At 62.1% G+C, this 14,030-nt stretch carries 12 protein-coding genes, 1 tRNA gene and 1 pseudogene; 7 read left to right on the forward strand and 7 right to left on the reverse strand.

Annotated elements, in window-relative coordinates; translation table 11 throughout:
* Nucleotides 1-154 precede the first annotated feature (154 nt).
* Nucleotides 155-766 (forward strand): nuclear transport factor 2 family protein, encoded by a 612-nt coding sequence (locus tag ACREBX_RS12655; protein ID WP_431562097.1) that lies wholly within the window; start codon nucleotides 155-157, stop codon nucleotides 764-766.
* Between the two features lie 545 nt (nucleotides 767-1,311).
* Here ACREBX_RS12655 and ACREBX_RS12660 read toward each other — a convergent pair.
* A complete protein-coding gene (locus ACREBX_RS12660) occupies nucleotides 1,312-1,794 on the reverse strand; it encodes a DUF6456 domain-containing protein (RefSeq protein WP_431562098.1) in 483 nt (160 codons plus the stop codon).
* Nucleotides 1,795-1,882: 88 nt separating this feature from the next.
* Here ACREBX_RS12660 and ACREBX_RS12665 point away from each other — a divergent pair, with 88 nt between their 5' ends.
* Entirely contained in the window at nucleotides 1,883-2,443 is a 561-nt protein-coding gene (locus tag ACREBX_RS12665) for a helix-turn-helix domain-containing protein (RefSeq protein ID WP_431562099.1), read from the forward strand.
* Nucleotides 2,444-3,619 (forward strand): glycosyltransferase, encoded by a 1,176-nt coding sequence (locus ACREBX_RS12670; RefSeq protein WP_431562100.1) that lies wholly within the window; start codon nucleotides 2,444-2,446, stop codon nucleotides 3,617-3,619.
* A 64-nt stretch (nucleotides 3,620-3,683) separates the two neighbouring features.
* Here ACREBX_RS12670 and secF read toward each other — a convergent pair whose 3' ends face one another.
* From secF to yajC, 3 genes are read right to left on the reverse strand one after another with little or no spacing between them, the layout of a single operon-like run.
* On the reverse strand, nucleotides 3,684-4,664 hold the full coding sequence (secF, locus tag ACREBX_RS12675) for a protein translocase subunit SecF (protein ID WP_431562101.1): 981 nt from the start codon (nucleotides 4,662-4,664) through the stop codon (nucleotides 3,684-3,686).
* A gap of 15 nt (nucleotides 4,665-4,679) precedes the next feature.
* The gene (secD, locus tag ACREBX_RS12680; RefSeq protein ID WP_431562102.1) at nucleotides 4,680-6,293 is read right to left on the reverse strand and encodes a protein translocase subunit SecD; all 1,614 of its coding nucleotides are present in this window, start codon (nucleotides 6,291-6,293) and stop codon (nucleotides 4,680-4,682) included.
* Nucleotides 6,294-6,348: 55 nt separating this feature from the next.
* Nucleotides 6,349-6,678: a preprotein translocase subunit YajC gene (yajC, locus tag ACREBX_RS12685; protein ID WP_431562103.1), complete on the reverse strand. Its 330-nt coding sequence runs from the start codon at nucleotides 6,676-6,678 to the stop codon at nucleotides 6,349-6,351.
* Between the two features lie 257 nt (nucleotides 6,679-6,935).
* Between yajC and ACREBX_RS12690 the strand changes: the two genes are divergently transcribed.
* Nucleotides 6,936-7,012 (forward strand) — tRNA-Pro (locus ACREBX_RS12690).
* A gap of 96 nt (nucleotides 7,013-7,108) precedes the next feature.
* Here the strand turns inward: ACREBX_RS12690 and ACREBX_RS12695 are convergent.
* Together ACREBX_RS12695 and ACREBX_RS12700 are read right to left on the reverse strand one after the other, a co-directional pair.
* Nucleotides 7,109-7,597, reverse strand: coding sequence for a hypothetical protein (locus tag ACREBX_RS12695; RefSeq protein ID WP_431562104.1), 489 nt, complete (start codon nucleotides 7,595-7,597; stop codon nucleotides 7,109-7,111).
* A gap of 194 nt (nucleotides 7,598-7,791) precedes the next feature.
* Complete coding sequence (locus ACREBX_RS12700; RefSeq protein WP_431562105.1) at nucleotides 7,792-7,959, reverse strand: hypothetical protein; 168 nt, start codon at nucleotides 7,957-7,959, stop codon at nucleotides 7,792-7,794.
* 367 nt (nucleotides 7,960-8,326) lie between these two features.
* Here ACREBX_RS12700 and ACREBX_RS12705 point away from each other — a divergent pair, with 367 nt between their 5' ends.
* The 3 genes from ACREBX_RS12705 (at nucleotide 8,327) to manD (ending at nucleotide 13,474) form a co-directional block, all read left to right on the forward strand.
* Nucleotides 8,327-8,464 (forward strand): hypothetical protein, encoded by a 138-nt coding sequence (locus ACREBX_RS12705; RefSeq protein WP_431562106.1) that lies wholly within the window; start codon nucleotides 8,327-8,329, stop codon nucleotides 8,462-8,464.
* A 668-nt stretch (nucleotides 8,465-9,132) separates the two neighbouring features.
* Complete coding sequence (locus ACREBX_RS12710; protein ID WP_431562107.1) at nucleotides 9,133-12,123, forward strand: TonB-dependent receptor; 2,991 nt, start codon at nucleotides 9,133-9,135, stop codon at nucleotides 12,121-12,123.
* 142 nt (nucleotides 12,124-12,265) lie between these two features.
* The gene (gene manD / locus ACREBX_RS12715) at nucleotides 12,266-13,474 is read left to right on the forward strand and encodes a D-mannonate dehydratase ManD (protein WP_431562108.1); all 1,209 of its coding nucleotides are present in this window, start codon (nucleotides 12,266-12,268) and stop codon (nucleotides 13,472-13,474) included.
* Nucleotides 13,475-13,552: 78 nt separating this feature from the next.
* On the opposite strand, the pseudogene ACREBX_RS12720 reads toward manD, so the two are convergent.
* Nucleotides 13,553-14,030 (reverse strand): annotated as a pseudogene (locus ACREBX_RS12720) (mannitol dehydrogenase family protein); the annotation flags it as partial.

Consider the following 14,030-nt stretch of genomic DNA (forward strand, 5'->3'; position numbering starts at 1 on the left):
AATTGTGCTCACCGAATCACGCAATCTACCCCTCTCCTATTCATCTATTTTGACATTACCGATACATCTATATGCGTAGTCCGTATAGGCATATGTGACGAATATAATTGCTCTAACCGCTAGAATTATCATATATGCGTAGTGATGGCATGGGATGGTGGCCAGGTCAGAGGTGGCGCACGCCCGCCCGAACGGACGCGTCCGAAAGCCATCAGGATCAGGAGAGGATCGACCGATGCCATTCACCCCGCAGCAGCTTTCAGACGCCGAGGACATAAAGATCGTCAAGCACCGCTATTTCCGCGCGATCGACACGGCTGATGCCGCGCTGCTTGATAGCGTGTTTACCGATGGCGTGCGGGTCGATTATCGCGGCGGCGCGTATCGCGTCAATTTGCAAGGAAAGGCGACGATGATCGACTTCCTGTTGACGGCGTTCAACTCGGATTGCGTCGCGATGCACCATGGCCATATGCCGGAGATCAAATTCATCAGCGACAGCGCAGCCGAGGGCCTTTGGTATCTGGAAGACATCTTCATTGCGCGCGATCAAATGAAACGGACGATCGGCAGCGCGATCTATAAGGACATATATGTCAAGGTGAATGGAGAATGGCGGATCGCGGCCACGGAATATGACCGGGTGTACGAAATGATCGAGACCCTGCCGGAGGAACAGACGATCACCTTCAGCCATCTGGCCACCCACGGACGCAAGCCGGAAGAGCGAACGGACATCAGCGGGTTCATCACCTGGTCGAACTGACCGGCCAAACCGAATGAGGACCTGATCTTTCCCGACGCTGATTTCCTGCGCGATGCCTTCCCCGACCTGGAAGAGAAGCGTGCTTCGCTGAGGACGTCGGGCCATCGCGTCGCCAAGGTTCGATACCGCTATGATCGGGCGTGGATCATCCTCGACTATGCCGATGTCGCGCCGATCTTCATGGACGAGGAGAAAGCGCTTCAACCCGACTCCATCCGGGACGACGTAGGGCTCCAGCTTCGGCCCATCGCCTCATCGACGCGCTGCCCTGCCTAGCAACTCTCAATTGCCCATGTCGAGCAACTCCCTGCCGTGCCTGATGCGCGGTCCCTCATTAGAACCAAGCAGACTGGATGCTTCAAATGATTGCTTCCAGCGATTTATAACATCGGTGTGCCTGCGAAAGCGGGAACCCAGTGGCAACGTTGCGATACGACGCTGCCGCGTCGTTCTTTGATTTACGCTGGGTTCCCGCTTTCGCGGGAATGACGAAGTGGTGTGATGCGGAATGTCGCTCTTCGGTCGCTCGTTGCCATTCCTATCCCTCACCCCGTCCCGTAGAACCGCGCCAGCCGATCAAGCGCCAGCCCCAACACCAGCTTTCCCGACCGCGCCGGCCACCCGAGCGCCTTCTCCGCACCGCCAATCCCCTCGCCCGCGCAAATCACGCGCCAGCATATGTCGGCCAGCCCCGGTCCCGCCGCGTCGAGCGCGGCGTGAAAGCGCCGATGCGCATCGATCCGCGCCAACGACGCGTCGGACGCGCGCGCACCGCCGCGGCTTTTGCCCGGCGGTGCCGCATCCCAGCGCATCGTCACCCGCGCCGACAGCCCCGCGCGCTCATAATCGCAGCGCAACCTTTCGCCCGCGCCCAATTGCGCCGCCGTCAGCAACCCGCGCGACGCCAGCCACGCGATCGGGCTTTCGCCGACGTTGACCGTCACATGCCGCATCACCTGCGGCCCCGCCTTTCCCGGATCGATCCGGTCGTCGGGGTGGAGGTGCGTTTCGAGGCGGCGTGCGGTCATGCGATTCTCCTTTGTTACACGCCGGGCTTGACACTGGGATATTTTGTAGGAAAGAAGAAACCGATTTGGTTATTCAAGGGCCATCCACATGATCAACAGCATCCGCTCGGTCCGCCGCGCGAAGGGGCTGACGCTCGAAGAAGTCGGCCAGCGGTGCGTTCCGCCGACGACCGCGCAGACGATCGGACGCCTCGAAACGGGCACGCGCACCCTCTCGCTCGGCTGGATGAACCGCATCGCCGCGGCGCTCGGCGTCGATGCCGCCGAGCTCGTCCAGCTGCCCCAGGACACCCAGCTCACCATCACCGCGCTGCTCGGCGCCGACGGCGCACAGGCGCCGACGCGTGTCGAACAGGCGCTCACCGCGCGTCCGGGTGAAGACATGGTCGCGGTGCGCGTCACCTCGTCGATCGGCGACTATCGCGCCGGCGACGAAATCTGGTGCCGCCGCATCGAGGGCGACTGGACGAGTGCACTCAACCGCGACCTGCTCGTCCCCCGCCCAGCGGGCCGTTTCTTCTTCGCCCGCCTGCTCAACGTCGACGGCGAGAAACTCCACCTGCTCCCGCTCGGCACCGGCCAGCGCCAGCAGGTCGTCAGCAACCCGCCATGGGCCGCGGTTGCCGTCCGTCTGCTCCGCACGCTCTGAGTGTCCACCGCTCCGCCATTGCGCGTGCTGTCGATCGCGACGCTGTTCCCCGACGCCGCACGGCCCAACTTCGGCCTGTTCGTTGAGAAGAGCTTGCGCGCACTCGCGGCGCAGCCGGGGATCGACCTCACCATCGTCGCGCCGGTCGGCCTGCCGCCCTTCCCGCTCTCGTTCCACAAACGCTATCGCGCACTGCGCAACCTGCCGTGCAACGAGAGCTGGAACGGCCTCTCCATCCTCCGCCCGCGCTTCACGCTGATCCCGCGCGTCGGAGCAAGATTCAATCCAGCAAGAGTCGCAAACGCCGTACTGTCCGCCGTGCGCGGCCAGTCCTTCGACATGATCGACGCGCAATTCTTCTTTCCTGACGGTCCCGCTGCGATGCACGTCGCGGCGACGCTCGGCCTTCCCTTCTCGATCAAGGCGCGCGGCGCCGACATCAGCCACTTCGGCCATGATCCCGCAACGCGATCGCAGGTGATCGAAGCGGGCAAGAAGGCGGCCGGTCTGCTTGCCGTCTCCGAAGCAATGCGCGGCGACATGGCCGCGATCGGCATCGATCCCGCCCGGATCGCCGTCCACTACACGGGTATCGACACCGCACGCTTCCACCCCGGCGACCGTGCCGCGGCGCGCGCAGCACTCGGCATGGGCGGCGCCCCGGTAATCCTCACCGTCGGCGCGCTGATCGAACGCAAGGGTCAGGCGCTCGTAATCGAGGCGCTGCCCGCGCTGCCCGACGTCCACTACTGGCTTGCCGGCGCGGGCGATGAGGAAGGCCGTTACCGCGCGCTCGCGCAAAAGCTGGGCGTCGCAACCCGCGTCCACTTCATGGGCCCCGTCGCCAACGCCGACCTCCCCCGGCTTTATCGCGCCGCCGACCTTGTCGTGATGCCATCGGTCAGCGAAGGGCTCGCCAATGCGTGGGTCGAGGCGCTCGCCTGTGGCACGCCGATCGTGATCAGCGATGCGGGCGGGGCGGCCGAACTGGTGGCGTCACCGGTTGCGGGTCGGATCGTCGAGCGCCGGCCCGACGCGATCGCCACAGCCGTTCGGGAGATCCTCGCGGCCCCGCCGTCACCGGCCGATGTCGCGGCAAGCCTTGGCGGCCGATTCGACTGGGACCGCAACGGCCGCGAGCTCGCCGCGCATCTCCGCCGCTGCGCAAGTCTCTAGATACGGCAACGCCGGCCCACTCTCAGAGCAGGCCGGCGCCGGTTTTTTTACAAAGCTTCGGACCTCAGACGACCGCGCCGTCGTCCTTGCGCTCGACGCGCTCGCCGCCGTCCATCCCGGCCGTCGTGCGCGGAACGAAGCTGTGCGGGCCGACTTTCAGCCACACGAGGATCGGCGTCGACATCAGGATCGACGAATAGGTGCCGACGAAGACGCCGAGCAGGATCGCGGCGGTAAAGCCGAAGATCACGTCGGGGCCGAAGATCAGCAGCACGCCAAGCGCGAGCAGCATCGCGACGCTCGTCATCACCGTGCGCGACAACGTCTCGTTGATGCTGAGATTGAGCAGCGGAACGATGTCCATCTTGCGGTATTTCTTCAGATTTTCGCGAATGCGGTCATAGACCACGATCGTGTCGTTCAGCGAATAACCGACGATCGTCAGCAACGCCGCGACGCTGTTGAGGTCGAACTGGATTTGCGTCACCGCAAAGAAACCAAAGGTCAGCGCGACCTCATGGAACAGGCGACCCAGCGCACCGACGCCGAACTGCCATTCGAAGCGGATCCAGATATAGATCGAGATACCGAGCATCGCGAGCGCGAGGCTGATCGCACCCGTGCGCAGCAATTCTTCGGACACCTTGCCCGAAACGGTTTCGACCGAACCGGCCTTCGCGGTCGGGAATGCCTTCTGGATGCCCGCCACGAGCTGTTGCCCCGCACGTTCGGCGGCCGCCTTGTCGCCATCGGGAAGTGCGGTACGGATCGACACGGCCTTGTCCGATCCGAACTGCTGGATCGTCGCTTCGCCAAGGCCGATATCGCCGACCTTTTCGCGAATCTCGTCGATCGGCGGCATCGTCTGGGTGAATTCGACGCGGACCGACTGGCCGCCGACGAAGTCGATGCCCAGGTTCAGCCCCTTCACCGCGACGAGTGCGATCGAGATGATCACCAGGATGATGCTCATCGCGGACGCGACCTTGCGCCACCGCAGGAAGTCAATGTTCGTGTCGTCGGGGACGAGTTTCAGCAAGCGCATGATTCGCTCCCTCCTTTAAATGTGGACCGCCGTCGGGCGCTTGGTCCGCAGCCAATGGGCGACGAACATACGCGTGACGGTCACGGCGGTGAAGACGCTGGTGACAATGCCGATGGTGAGCACCACGGCAAAGCCCTTGATCGGGCCCGAGCCGAACCAGAACATCAGCGACGCCGCGATGACGTTGGTGACGTTCGCGTCGAAAATCGCGCGGCTCGCTTCGGAATAGCCGAGCTCGACGGCCTGGAACGGCCGCCTTCCGCGTTTCAGCTCTTCGCGTATTCGTTCGTTGATCAACACGTTCGCGTCGACCGCGGCACCGATGGTGAGCACAAAGCCCGCGATGCCGGGTAGCGTCAGCGTGGCATTGAACCCCGCCATGATCGCGATGATCAGGAAGACGTTGAAGATCAGCGCGATACAGGCGTAAACGCCGAACCGGCCATAAACGATGATCATCAGCACCAGCACCGACACCGTGGCGATAATGCCTGCGATTGCGCCCTTGCGGATCGAATCGGCGCCCAGTTCGGGGGTGACCGTGCGCTCTTCGACGACGGTCATCTTCACCGGCAAGGCGCCCGAACGCAGCGAAATCGCCAGCGCATTGGCGCTCGCGACGCTGAAGCTGCCCGAAATCTGCGCGCTGCCGCCCAGGATCGGCTCGTTGATCGACGGCGCCGACAGCACCTTGCCGTCGAGCACCATCGCGAAACGCTTGCCGACGCTCTGCGCCGTCACCTTGGCAAAGGTGCTCGAACCGCCCGAATCGAACCGGATCGAAACGACCGGCTGGTTGTTCTGCGGGTCATAGCTCTGGCGCGCATCGATCAGCTGCTCGCCGCTGATCATCACCTGACGGCGCAGCACCTCGAATGGCGCGCCATTGCCCTCACCTTCAGCATAAGCGACAATCTCGCTGCCCACAGGGACACGGCCCGCGGCCGCTTCGGCGGGATCGGCATTGGCATCGACCATGCGGAATTCCAGCCGTGCCGTCTTGCCGATCAGCTCCTTGAGCGCGGCGGGGTCATCCAGTCCGGGCACCTGCACGACGACGCGATCATTGCCCTCTCGGATGATCGTCGGTTCGCGCGTTCCCATCTCGTTGACGCGCTTGTCGATGATGTCGCGCGCCGAATCCATCGCCTCGGCAACCGCCTGCGCTTGCCCGGCCGTCGTCGGCGTCATCACGATGCGCGTGGTGTCGACGACCTCGATGCTCCAGTCGCGCTGGCCGGTCAGTCCCGCGCCCTGCGTCTGGCTGAACAGTCGATCGCGCGCGTCGTCGAGCTGCGCCTGATCGCGGACGAGAAAGCTGATCTTGCCTCCCGCGGTCGACAGCTCGCCGATCGCGATATCGTCGTCCGGCCCGCTTTCGCCGCGCATCGCCGTGCGCACGGTCTTTTCCATATTGGCCAGCTGCGTCTTGCGCAGGTCGGCGATGTCTGCCTCGAGCAGCAAATGGCTGCCACCGGCCAGATCTAAGCCCAGATTGACCTTCGCCTGCAGGAACGACGGCAGGCTGTCCCTCGTCTTTTCGGGAAGGAAGCTGGGAATGGAAAAGAGGATACCGAGCACCAGGATGATGCTGATGCCGATGGTCTTCCAGCGCGGGAAATCGAGCATGGTCTAAAGATCCGATAGCAAGAGCGGGACCGCGAAGGACGCGGGGGCCGCCGCGTCAGTCGTTGGCGGGCTTGCCACCGGGCTGGAGAACGTCGGCGAGGGTCGACTTGACGACCTTGATCTTCACGCCCGGCGCGATTTCAACATGCGCGTAATCATCGTCGACGCTCGTGACCTTGCCGACGATCCCGCCGCCGGTCACGACCTGATCGCGCGGCTTCACCGCGGCAACCTTGGTGCGATGTTCCTTGGCGCGAACCTGCTGTGGGCGGATCAGGAAGAACCAGAACACCGCGAAGATCAGCAGATAGGGGACCAGCATCAGGAAACCGGCAGCCCCGCCGCCCGATCCGGCCGCCTGGGTCAGAAGCAATTGCATCGACATGAGTGAAAAACTTTCCGTTCGTAAGCATTGCCAATCCCCCTTGCGGAACCGGCACGCAAATATGGCGCGGCGCCTATCACGCAGGGAAGTTGCGCGCAACCGGTCGCTGCGCCCCTCCCCCTTGGCAAGCGTGGCCGAAATGGGAATGATGCCGACCATATCAACCCCGTCCCGTCGATCGAGGCAATAACCGCCCATCCCCGCTTGCATCGCCCGCCAACCCGCGCTAGGGGCCTCGCCTGCCCAACAGGGCCGGTCGGGACGTAGCGCAGCCTGGTAGCGCATCACACTGGGGGTGTGGGGGTCGGAGGTTCGAATCCTCTCGTCCCGACCAATTTTACAAGCATTTGCAATAGGTTATGCGGGCAGCACAAGCTGCCCGTTTCCTATGCGAGCCCCGTGTAAGGGCTGTGTAAGTTCCGCCGCTGATTCACCATTCGTCGCGGCTCGGACCATTCACGACACATGCTGCAACCGCTGCAGCGGATGCTTCAAACTTGCTTTGCACTTCCTGCCACTTTGAACCCGACCATTTGCCGATCGGACCCCATGCCTCGTTTCCAGTGAGAATATTGGAAGTCCACCGCTCAAGACTGGTTTGCTCGATACGGAAACGTCCGTCACGCGCTTCAAATGTGAACCGGCTGCGGATCTTCCAACGCATCACTGAACCGTACTCCATGGAGTTGCGAGCAACGATGGTGCCACCATCTAGATTGCTGCTAATGATCAACGGATCATCAGTGGTGCGGCTTGTCAGAATTTGCGAAATGCAGGTATTCGCCTTCGTAGCGATTTCCTTCGGTGTGCCGGCAACCTGATAAACTTGGCTCGTCACCACAGTCATGTACTCGGCAGCAAGTGCCGGGGCGGGGCAGCTAATCGCAATCAGCGCAAACAATGGATACTTCGAAGTCATGCATTGCGCATATCGTATGATAGTGAATTATTCGATAGCTGCTTCGTGACAGCACCCCACGCCCGAGAACGCAGGGTGCTGACAGCGTCAGGATAGGAGGAGGAAACCTCGTCCCCGCTGCTGCGGATGTTCGATTTACGAGGGACCGTCCGCTGGTCCTCGGCGCGGGGAGAATGTGCGAAACCCGCGCAATCCTATTCCCGATGCCACGCGCCGTCCGTCTCCCAACGGCGAAGCGCAGAAACGATGACAATCATATCGGCGCCTTCCAGCGCCCCGCTCTCGATGCCGGGGAGAACTTGCTGCTCAACCCAAGCGTCGAATGATCCGAACCAGACAGCGAACGGTGACAGCTTCGGCATCGCCCCGGTCTCCAACCGTTTTACGCGACGGTGAAGGGCGCGGAGCGACATGCGTGGTCAATCGATACCCAGCCGCGCGCGCCAGTCTTGCGGTGCGGTGCTGACGGGTAGCGGATCAGCACTCTTGGGGCGCCGATTGCCACACATCTCAGTCTAAGCGCGATCGAGCCCAACTCGGCCACCGCGCGACCGCCTTACCGATCGAGGACTGGGACAGACCCAGCCAGGCCCAACGCTCCAACGCCGCCGATGACACACGGCATCATCGAGCCCTCACGTTAATGCAGGCCGGCCCATTCCACGGCGGCCAATATTGGCCTGACCAAATACAATCAGCAATTCAGCTACATTATCAAAAATAACATGATTGATCTATCTGCCTGGGCTCGACGAGGACCGAGAGCTCGGCACCGGCGCATTCGAAATCACCGAAGCACGCCGGCTTCTCGAGGGGGAAGTCGCTGCAGTCACTGCGACTGAACTCGACGAAGCCCAGCTTGCCTAACTACGCATGCTGCGGTTCCAGATGAGGAGGATGATAAAGGCTGACCGACGCTTCCATATCGCCATCGCAGAAGCGACGGGAGATGCTGTGACCGTCGCACAGAACTTTGGGACATGCGATTCGGGTGGCCATTGGCGCTCGCTCGTGAAAGCGGTAACTTGGGGACGGAAACGCACTTATCCGAGCGCGGCCGCATTCTGGATGCGCTTGAAGCGCGATCACCGGATAACGCGGATAACGCGATGCACGACCCTCTTTCTGGGCTCATTGAGCATCTTTTGGACGTAACAGAAACCGAGGCGGTCGAGCGAGCACGCTCAGAAACTGACCAGCGCTGGCGCGCCCTTGCCTGTCGCACAGTCTGATCTCCGAAGCCCGATCGTCTCTCTCTTTTGTGTCAGATCACCCCATTCGCTGCGCAATGCCGCGCATGCGCAATAGCGGTCGCATTGTGGCGCGGGATTTGCGCATAATCCCTGCCATCCCGATAATTGGTAAGGCACTATTGCCAAATTGGACTGACAAGTCTATCCGGCAACAGGATACACGACGTCAAATCGATCGCCCGCAATCACAAAAGGGCGACGGATCTTGGTGCAGGCCGAAGGGAGAGAAGAATGAGTCGCGATAGCTGCAGCAGGCGTCACCTGCTTATTTCAACGAGTCTGATGAGCTTGCTGATCGTGTCGCCGGCACAGGGCCAGACGGCCACGCAAGCACCGGCCGAACAAACCAGCGCGACAGGCGAGAACAGCGAACCTCCCCAACCCGACACGCAAGAGATCATCGTCACCGGTTTCCGTGGTTCGCTAAATAGCGCGCTGAACCTGAAGCGGCAGGAAACCGCCGCGATCGACAGTATCGTCGCCGAAGACATCGGCAAGTTTCCCGATTCCAACCTCGCCGAATCGATGCAGCGTATTCCTGGCGTCGCTTTGTCGCGCGGCGATGGCGGCGAGGGGCGCAATATCTCGGTTCGCGGTCTCGGCGCACAATTCACCCGCGTGCGGATCAACGGGATGGAAGGCACATCGCAGGTCAGCGGCAGCGATATCCGCGGCGGCGTCGCCACGGGGCGATCGTTCGACTTCGTGACCTTCCCGACCGAAATCTTCTCCGCGCTTTCGGTCCGCAAGACGACCTCCGCCGACGTTGAGGAAGGCTCGCTCGGTGCGACGGTCGACCTGCGCGCACCCAGGCCGTTCGACCAGAAGGAGGACTTCGTCTTCTCGGGCACGGCGCGCGGAATCTACAACGACATCAGCAAGAAGGCCGATCCGCGGCTGTCCGCGCTCGTTTCCAAGCAGTTCGGCGACACGTTCGGCGTGCTCGGCAGCATCGCCTATTCGAAGCGCCACATCGACGAATATGCCTATTCGGCGGTCGACGTGCTGCCATCGTACGTCGCCGGGCGCGAACTGCCCGATCCGAGCGCGCCACCGCCCGCCCCCGGCCAGAAACCCGCCACCGTAATCTTCCCCTACTGCACTCCCGTCGGCTATACTTACAAGGGCTTTCCGGTGAACAGCCCGGAGCCGGGCTATGCCAATGGCGGGACATCGGTGGGCGCCGACGCCAACAACTGCAGCGCCGGCAACCCCCGCACCAGCACCAAGGAAGCCTATGACTATATCATGAGCCGCACGGGCGTGTCGGGCCGCCCGGGTGGCGGCGTGTTCCTGCCGCGCCTTCCGCGTCCGGTGAAGGGCAGCCAGAATCAGGAGCGTCTGGCCGGGTCGCTGACGCTGCAATGGAAACCCACCGACGACACCGATATCTCGCTCGACGGCCTGTATTCCCGCTTCAAGGTCAATCGCCTCGACACGATGCTCGACGCGCGCTCGATGGGCCGCACCGCATCGAACAACGGCCAGCCGATGATGTCGATCCGCGACATCGAAGTCGACGACAACGGGTCGCTGATCCATGGCCTGTGGGACGGCGTGGACCTGCGATCGGAAATGCAGGATGAGCGTTTCACCTCGACTTTCCGCCAGGTGAACCTCAACTTCGACCATCGCTTCTCCGACGCGTTCCGCGTCTTCGGCCTGGCCGGGATCAACGATTCCAAATTGAACGTGGACCGCCTCCAGGTCGCGATGGATTCGAACGACACCGATAATTTCTCGATCGACTTCCGCGACAATCCGGACGTCCCGAAGATCGGTTACGGCATCGACCTGACCAATCCGGCCAATTTCCTCTTCGGCCCGCCGCTGCCCGACGGCACGCAGCGCGGACAGATTTCGAGCTTCATCCGTAAAAACACGATCGTCAGCAAGACGTTCGAACTCAACGGCGCGTGGGAGGCGGCGCCGAACTTCACCATTCAGGTGGGCGGCCAGTATCGCACCAACAAATATACCGCGCGCGAGCGGCAACTGATCCCCGCCCAGTCGTTGCCGCAGTTGCTCCCCGCAGGCGTGTCGCTCGCCGACATCACCTTCGTTACGAAGGACATCGGCAAGAATCTGAACGGCCAGATGCAGGATTTCCTCGCCATCGATCCGGATAAGTTCCGCGACGCGGTGAATTTCAGCAGCTATCAATATTGCAACCTGGAGTGCGCCAAGGGCACCTATGGCGGCGTCGACGAGAAATACACGTCGGGCTATGTCATGGTGAAGTTCGACACCGAAGACGCCTTGCCATTCGCGCTGCGCGGCGATGCCGGCGTCCGCTATGTCCGCACCAGCTTCGACACCTACGGGCCGATCCCTACCGCCGCGCCGGCCGGGTCGCCCTATCCCACACGATATGTGATCTCGACGGTGGAACGCTCGTACGAGGACTGGCTGCCGTCGGTCAATCTCGCGTTCGACATCACGCCCGACCTTATCGCGCGCTTCTCAGCAGCGCGCGTGATGTCGCGTCCGTCCTATGGGCAGCTTATCCCCAGCGGCAGCGCGAACATCGTGATCCGCACCGCCTCGATCACCAACCCCTATCTCGATCCGATCCGGGCCAACACGGTCGACGCCGCGCTCGAATGGTATTTCGCGCCCGGTTCGCTGCTGTCGGTCGCCTATTTCTACAAGAACATCGAGACCTATATCCAGAATACCAACCAGCTGGTGCCGTTCCGCGATCTCGGGCTCCCGCTATCGCTGCTGGAGGGCACGGGCACGGGTATCACGCCCGACGAACTCTTCAGCGTGACACGCAGCAACAACACCGACGGTGGGCCGCTGCGCGGGTTCGAGGCGAACCTCCAGCTGCCGTTCCGTTTCCTGCCGGGGGCGCTCAGCAATTTCGGTTTGCTCGCCAACTTCACGCGCGTGCGCTCGAGCATCAATTACATCATCTCGCCGACCCTCACGCGCCGGGCGCCTCTCGTCGGTCTCTCGCCGGAAACCGCCAGCGCCACGCTCTATTATGAGGATGATAAGTTCAGCGTCCGGTCGACGGTCAACTACCGGGCGGCCTTCCTTACCGGGGTCCCGGGCCCGACCGACAGCGATGCCAATGTCAATGCGAGCTCGATCTTCGTCGACGCCTCGGCCTCCTACAACATCAACGAGAATATCAAGCTCATTGCGGAGGTGTCGAACATCACCAACGAAACCAATCGCCTCTACACCGACACCACGCGGAAAGACCCGCTCTACACCTCCTATTTCGGCCGCACGTTCAGCCTGGCAGTCAATTTCCAGTTCTGAGCTTCTCATATCGCCGTGAGCATCGGTCGGTTTTCCAATCATGCTCACGGCGATATGCTGCGGTACGTCGATGAAGAAACCGACAGACGCCGCATCCTGATCCCAGCCGATCGGCTCCCCGTAACGACAACAGGAAAATCGCATGAAGATCCAATCTGCCCGCGTCATCGTGACATGTCCTGGGCGCAATTTCGTGACCTTGAAGATCGAGACCGATCAGGGCGTTTTCGGAATCGGCGATGCGACGCTGAACGGGCGCGAACTCTCGGTCGTTTCCTATCTCGAAGACCATGTCATCCCTTGCCTGATCGGGATGGATCCGCGCCGGATCGAGGATATCTGGCAGTATCTCTATCGGGGCGCCTATTGGCGGCGCGGCCCTGTCACCATGTCGGCGATCGCGGCGGTCGACACGGCGCTTTGGGATATCAAAGGCAAGATGGCGGGCATGCCGATCTATGACCTGCTCGGTGGAAAGAGCCGTGACGGCGTGATGGTCTATGGCCATGCCAATGGCGCCGACATCGCCGAAACCGTCGACGCCGTTGGTCACTATATCGAGCTAGGATATAAGGCCATTCGCGCGCAATCGGGGGTCCCGGGGATCAAGGACGCCTATGGTGTCGGCCGCGGCAAGCTCTTCTATGAGCCCGCCGACTCCGCGCTTCCGTCGCTGACGATCTGGGATACGAAGAAATATCTCGACCACATCCCGAAATTGTTCGAAAAAATCCGCGACACCTACGGCTTCGAGCATCATCTTCTCCATGACGGCCATCATCGGATGACGCCCATCGAAGCCGCCCAGCTCGGCAAGGCGCTGGAGCCCGCAAAATTATTCTGGCTCGAAGATGCGACCCCGGCGGAAAATCAGGAAGCGTTCAAACTCATTCGCCAGCATACGACAACCCCGCTGGCCGTCGGAGAGATTTTCAACACGATCTGGGACTGCAAGGACCTGATCCAGAACCAGCTGATCGACTATATCCGCGCGACCGTGGTCCACGCCGGCGGAATCACGCATTTGCGGCGGATCGCCGATCTGGCCGCAATCTATCAGATCAAGACCGGCAGCCATGGCGCGACCGACCTGTCGCCCGTGTGCATGGGCGCGGCGCTCCACTTCGATAGCTGGGTTCCCAATTTCGGGATCCAGGAATATATGCGCCACACACCCGAGACCGACGAAGTCTTCCCGCACAACTACCGTTTCGATCAGGGATATATGTATGCGGGCGACGCACCGGGGCATGGCGTCGACATCGACGAGAAGCTGGCGGCAAAATATCCCTATCAGCCCGCTTATCTGCCCGTCGCCCGGCTCGAAGACGGAACGATGTTCAACTGGTGAGCTGTCTTGCGGCAGGCCAGCTCGAGCCGATGCATTAGCAACGGTCGGGGCATGGCCCGTTTCCTCGATCCGCCGCTATTATGCGAGGATGTCTTCGGGGTGCCATCCGGAAGGGAGCAGGCCGTTCGCGCCGAACAGCCTTTCCATCACCCTCTCCCCCGCGACGGCCGTGCGGAGCTGCTCCGCAAGCGGATCGTCGATCGGATGGTCGCTGCGCAGGAAAGCGATCCATGCGGCGATCGCTGTTTCGAGCGCGGGGCAACGCGCGCCGCGATTCTGGTGCCAAGCGAGCGTTTCGAGCCAGCGTTGCGGAATTTTCTGGCTACCATCCGTCGCGATCTGGATCAGCCGGTGGTTCAGCGCGGGGTTGGCGAAACGGTCGAGCAGGGCTCCGGCATAGGCAGTGAGGTCCTGCCCAGGTGCGGCGTCGATCGTCGGGACGGCTTCCTCGCGCATCAGCCGCTCGATCACTGGCCGGATCGCCGGGTCGGCGATAGCCTGATGGACAAACGCGTGCCCTGCCCCAAGTCCGATATAGGCGAGCGCCGAATGCGCG

This window comes from Sphingopyxis sp., from assembly GCF_050725655.1.
In the GTDB taxonomy this organism is placed as follows: Bacteria; Pseudomonadota; Alphaproteobacteria; order Sphingomonadales; family Sphingomonadaceae; genus Sphingopyxis.

Coding starts and splice junctions, on each gene's coding strand:
- ACREBX_RS12655 (WP_431562097.1), top strand. CDS start 155: ATGGTGGCCAGGTCAGAGGTGGCGCACGCCCGCCCGAACGGACGCGTC.
- ACREBX_RS12660 (WP_431562098.1), bottom strand. CDS start 1,794: ATGACCGCACGCCGCCTCGAAACGCACCTCCACCCCGACGACCGGATC.
- ACREBX_RS12665 (WP_431562099.1), top strand. CDS start 1,883: ATGATCAACAGCATCCGCTCGGTCCGCCGCGCGAAGGGGCTGACGCTC.
- secF (WP_431562101.1), bottom strand. CDS start 4,664: ATGCGCTTGCTGAAACTCGTCCCCGACGACACGAACATTGACTTCCTG.
- secD (WP_431562102.1), bottom strand. CDS start 6,293: ATGCTCGATTTCCCGCGCTGGAAGACCATCGGCATCAGCATCATCCTG.
- yajC (WP_431562103.1), bottom strand. CDS start 6,678: ATGTCGATGCAATTGCTTCTGACCCAGGCGGCCGGATCGGGCGGCGGG.
- ACREBX_RS12695 (WP_431562104.1), bottom strand. CDS start 7,597: ATGACTTCGAAGTATCCATTGTTTGCGCTGATTGCGATTAGCTGCCCC.
- ACREBX_RS12700 (WP_431562105.1), bottom strand. CDS start 7,959: ATGCCGAAGCTGTCACCGTTCGCTGTCTGGTTCGGATCATTCGACGCT.
- ACREBX_RS12710 (WP_431562107.1), top strand. CDS start 9,133: ATGAGCTTGCTGATCGTGTCGCCGGCACAGGGCCAGACGGCCACGCAA.
- manD (WP_431562108.1), top strand. CDS start 12,266: ATGAAGATCCAATCTGCCCGCGTCATCGTGACATGTCCTGGGCGCAAT.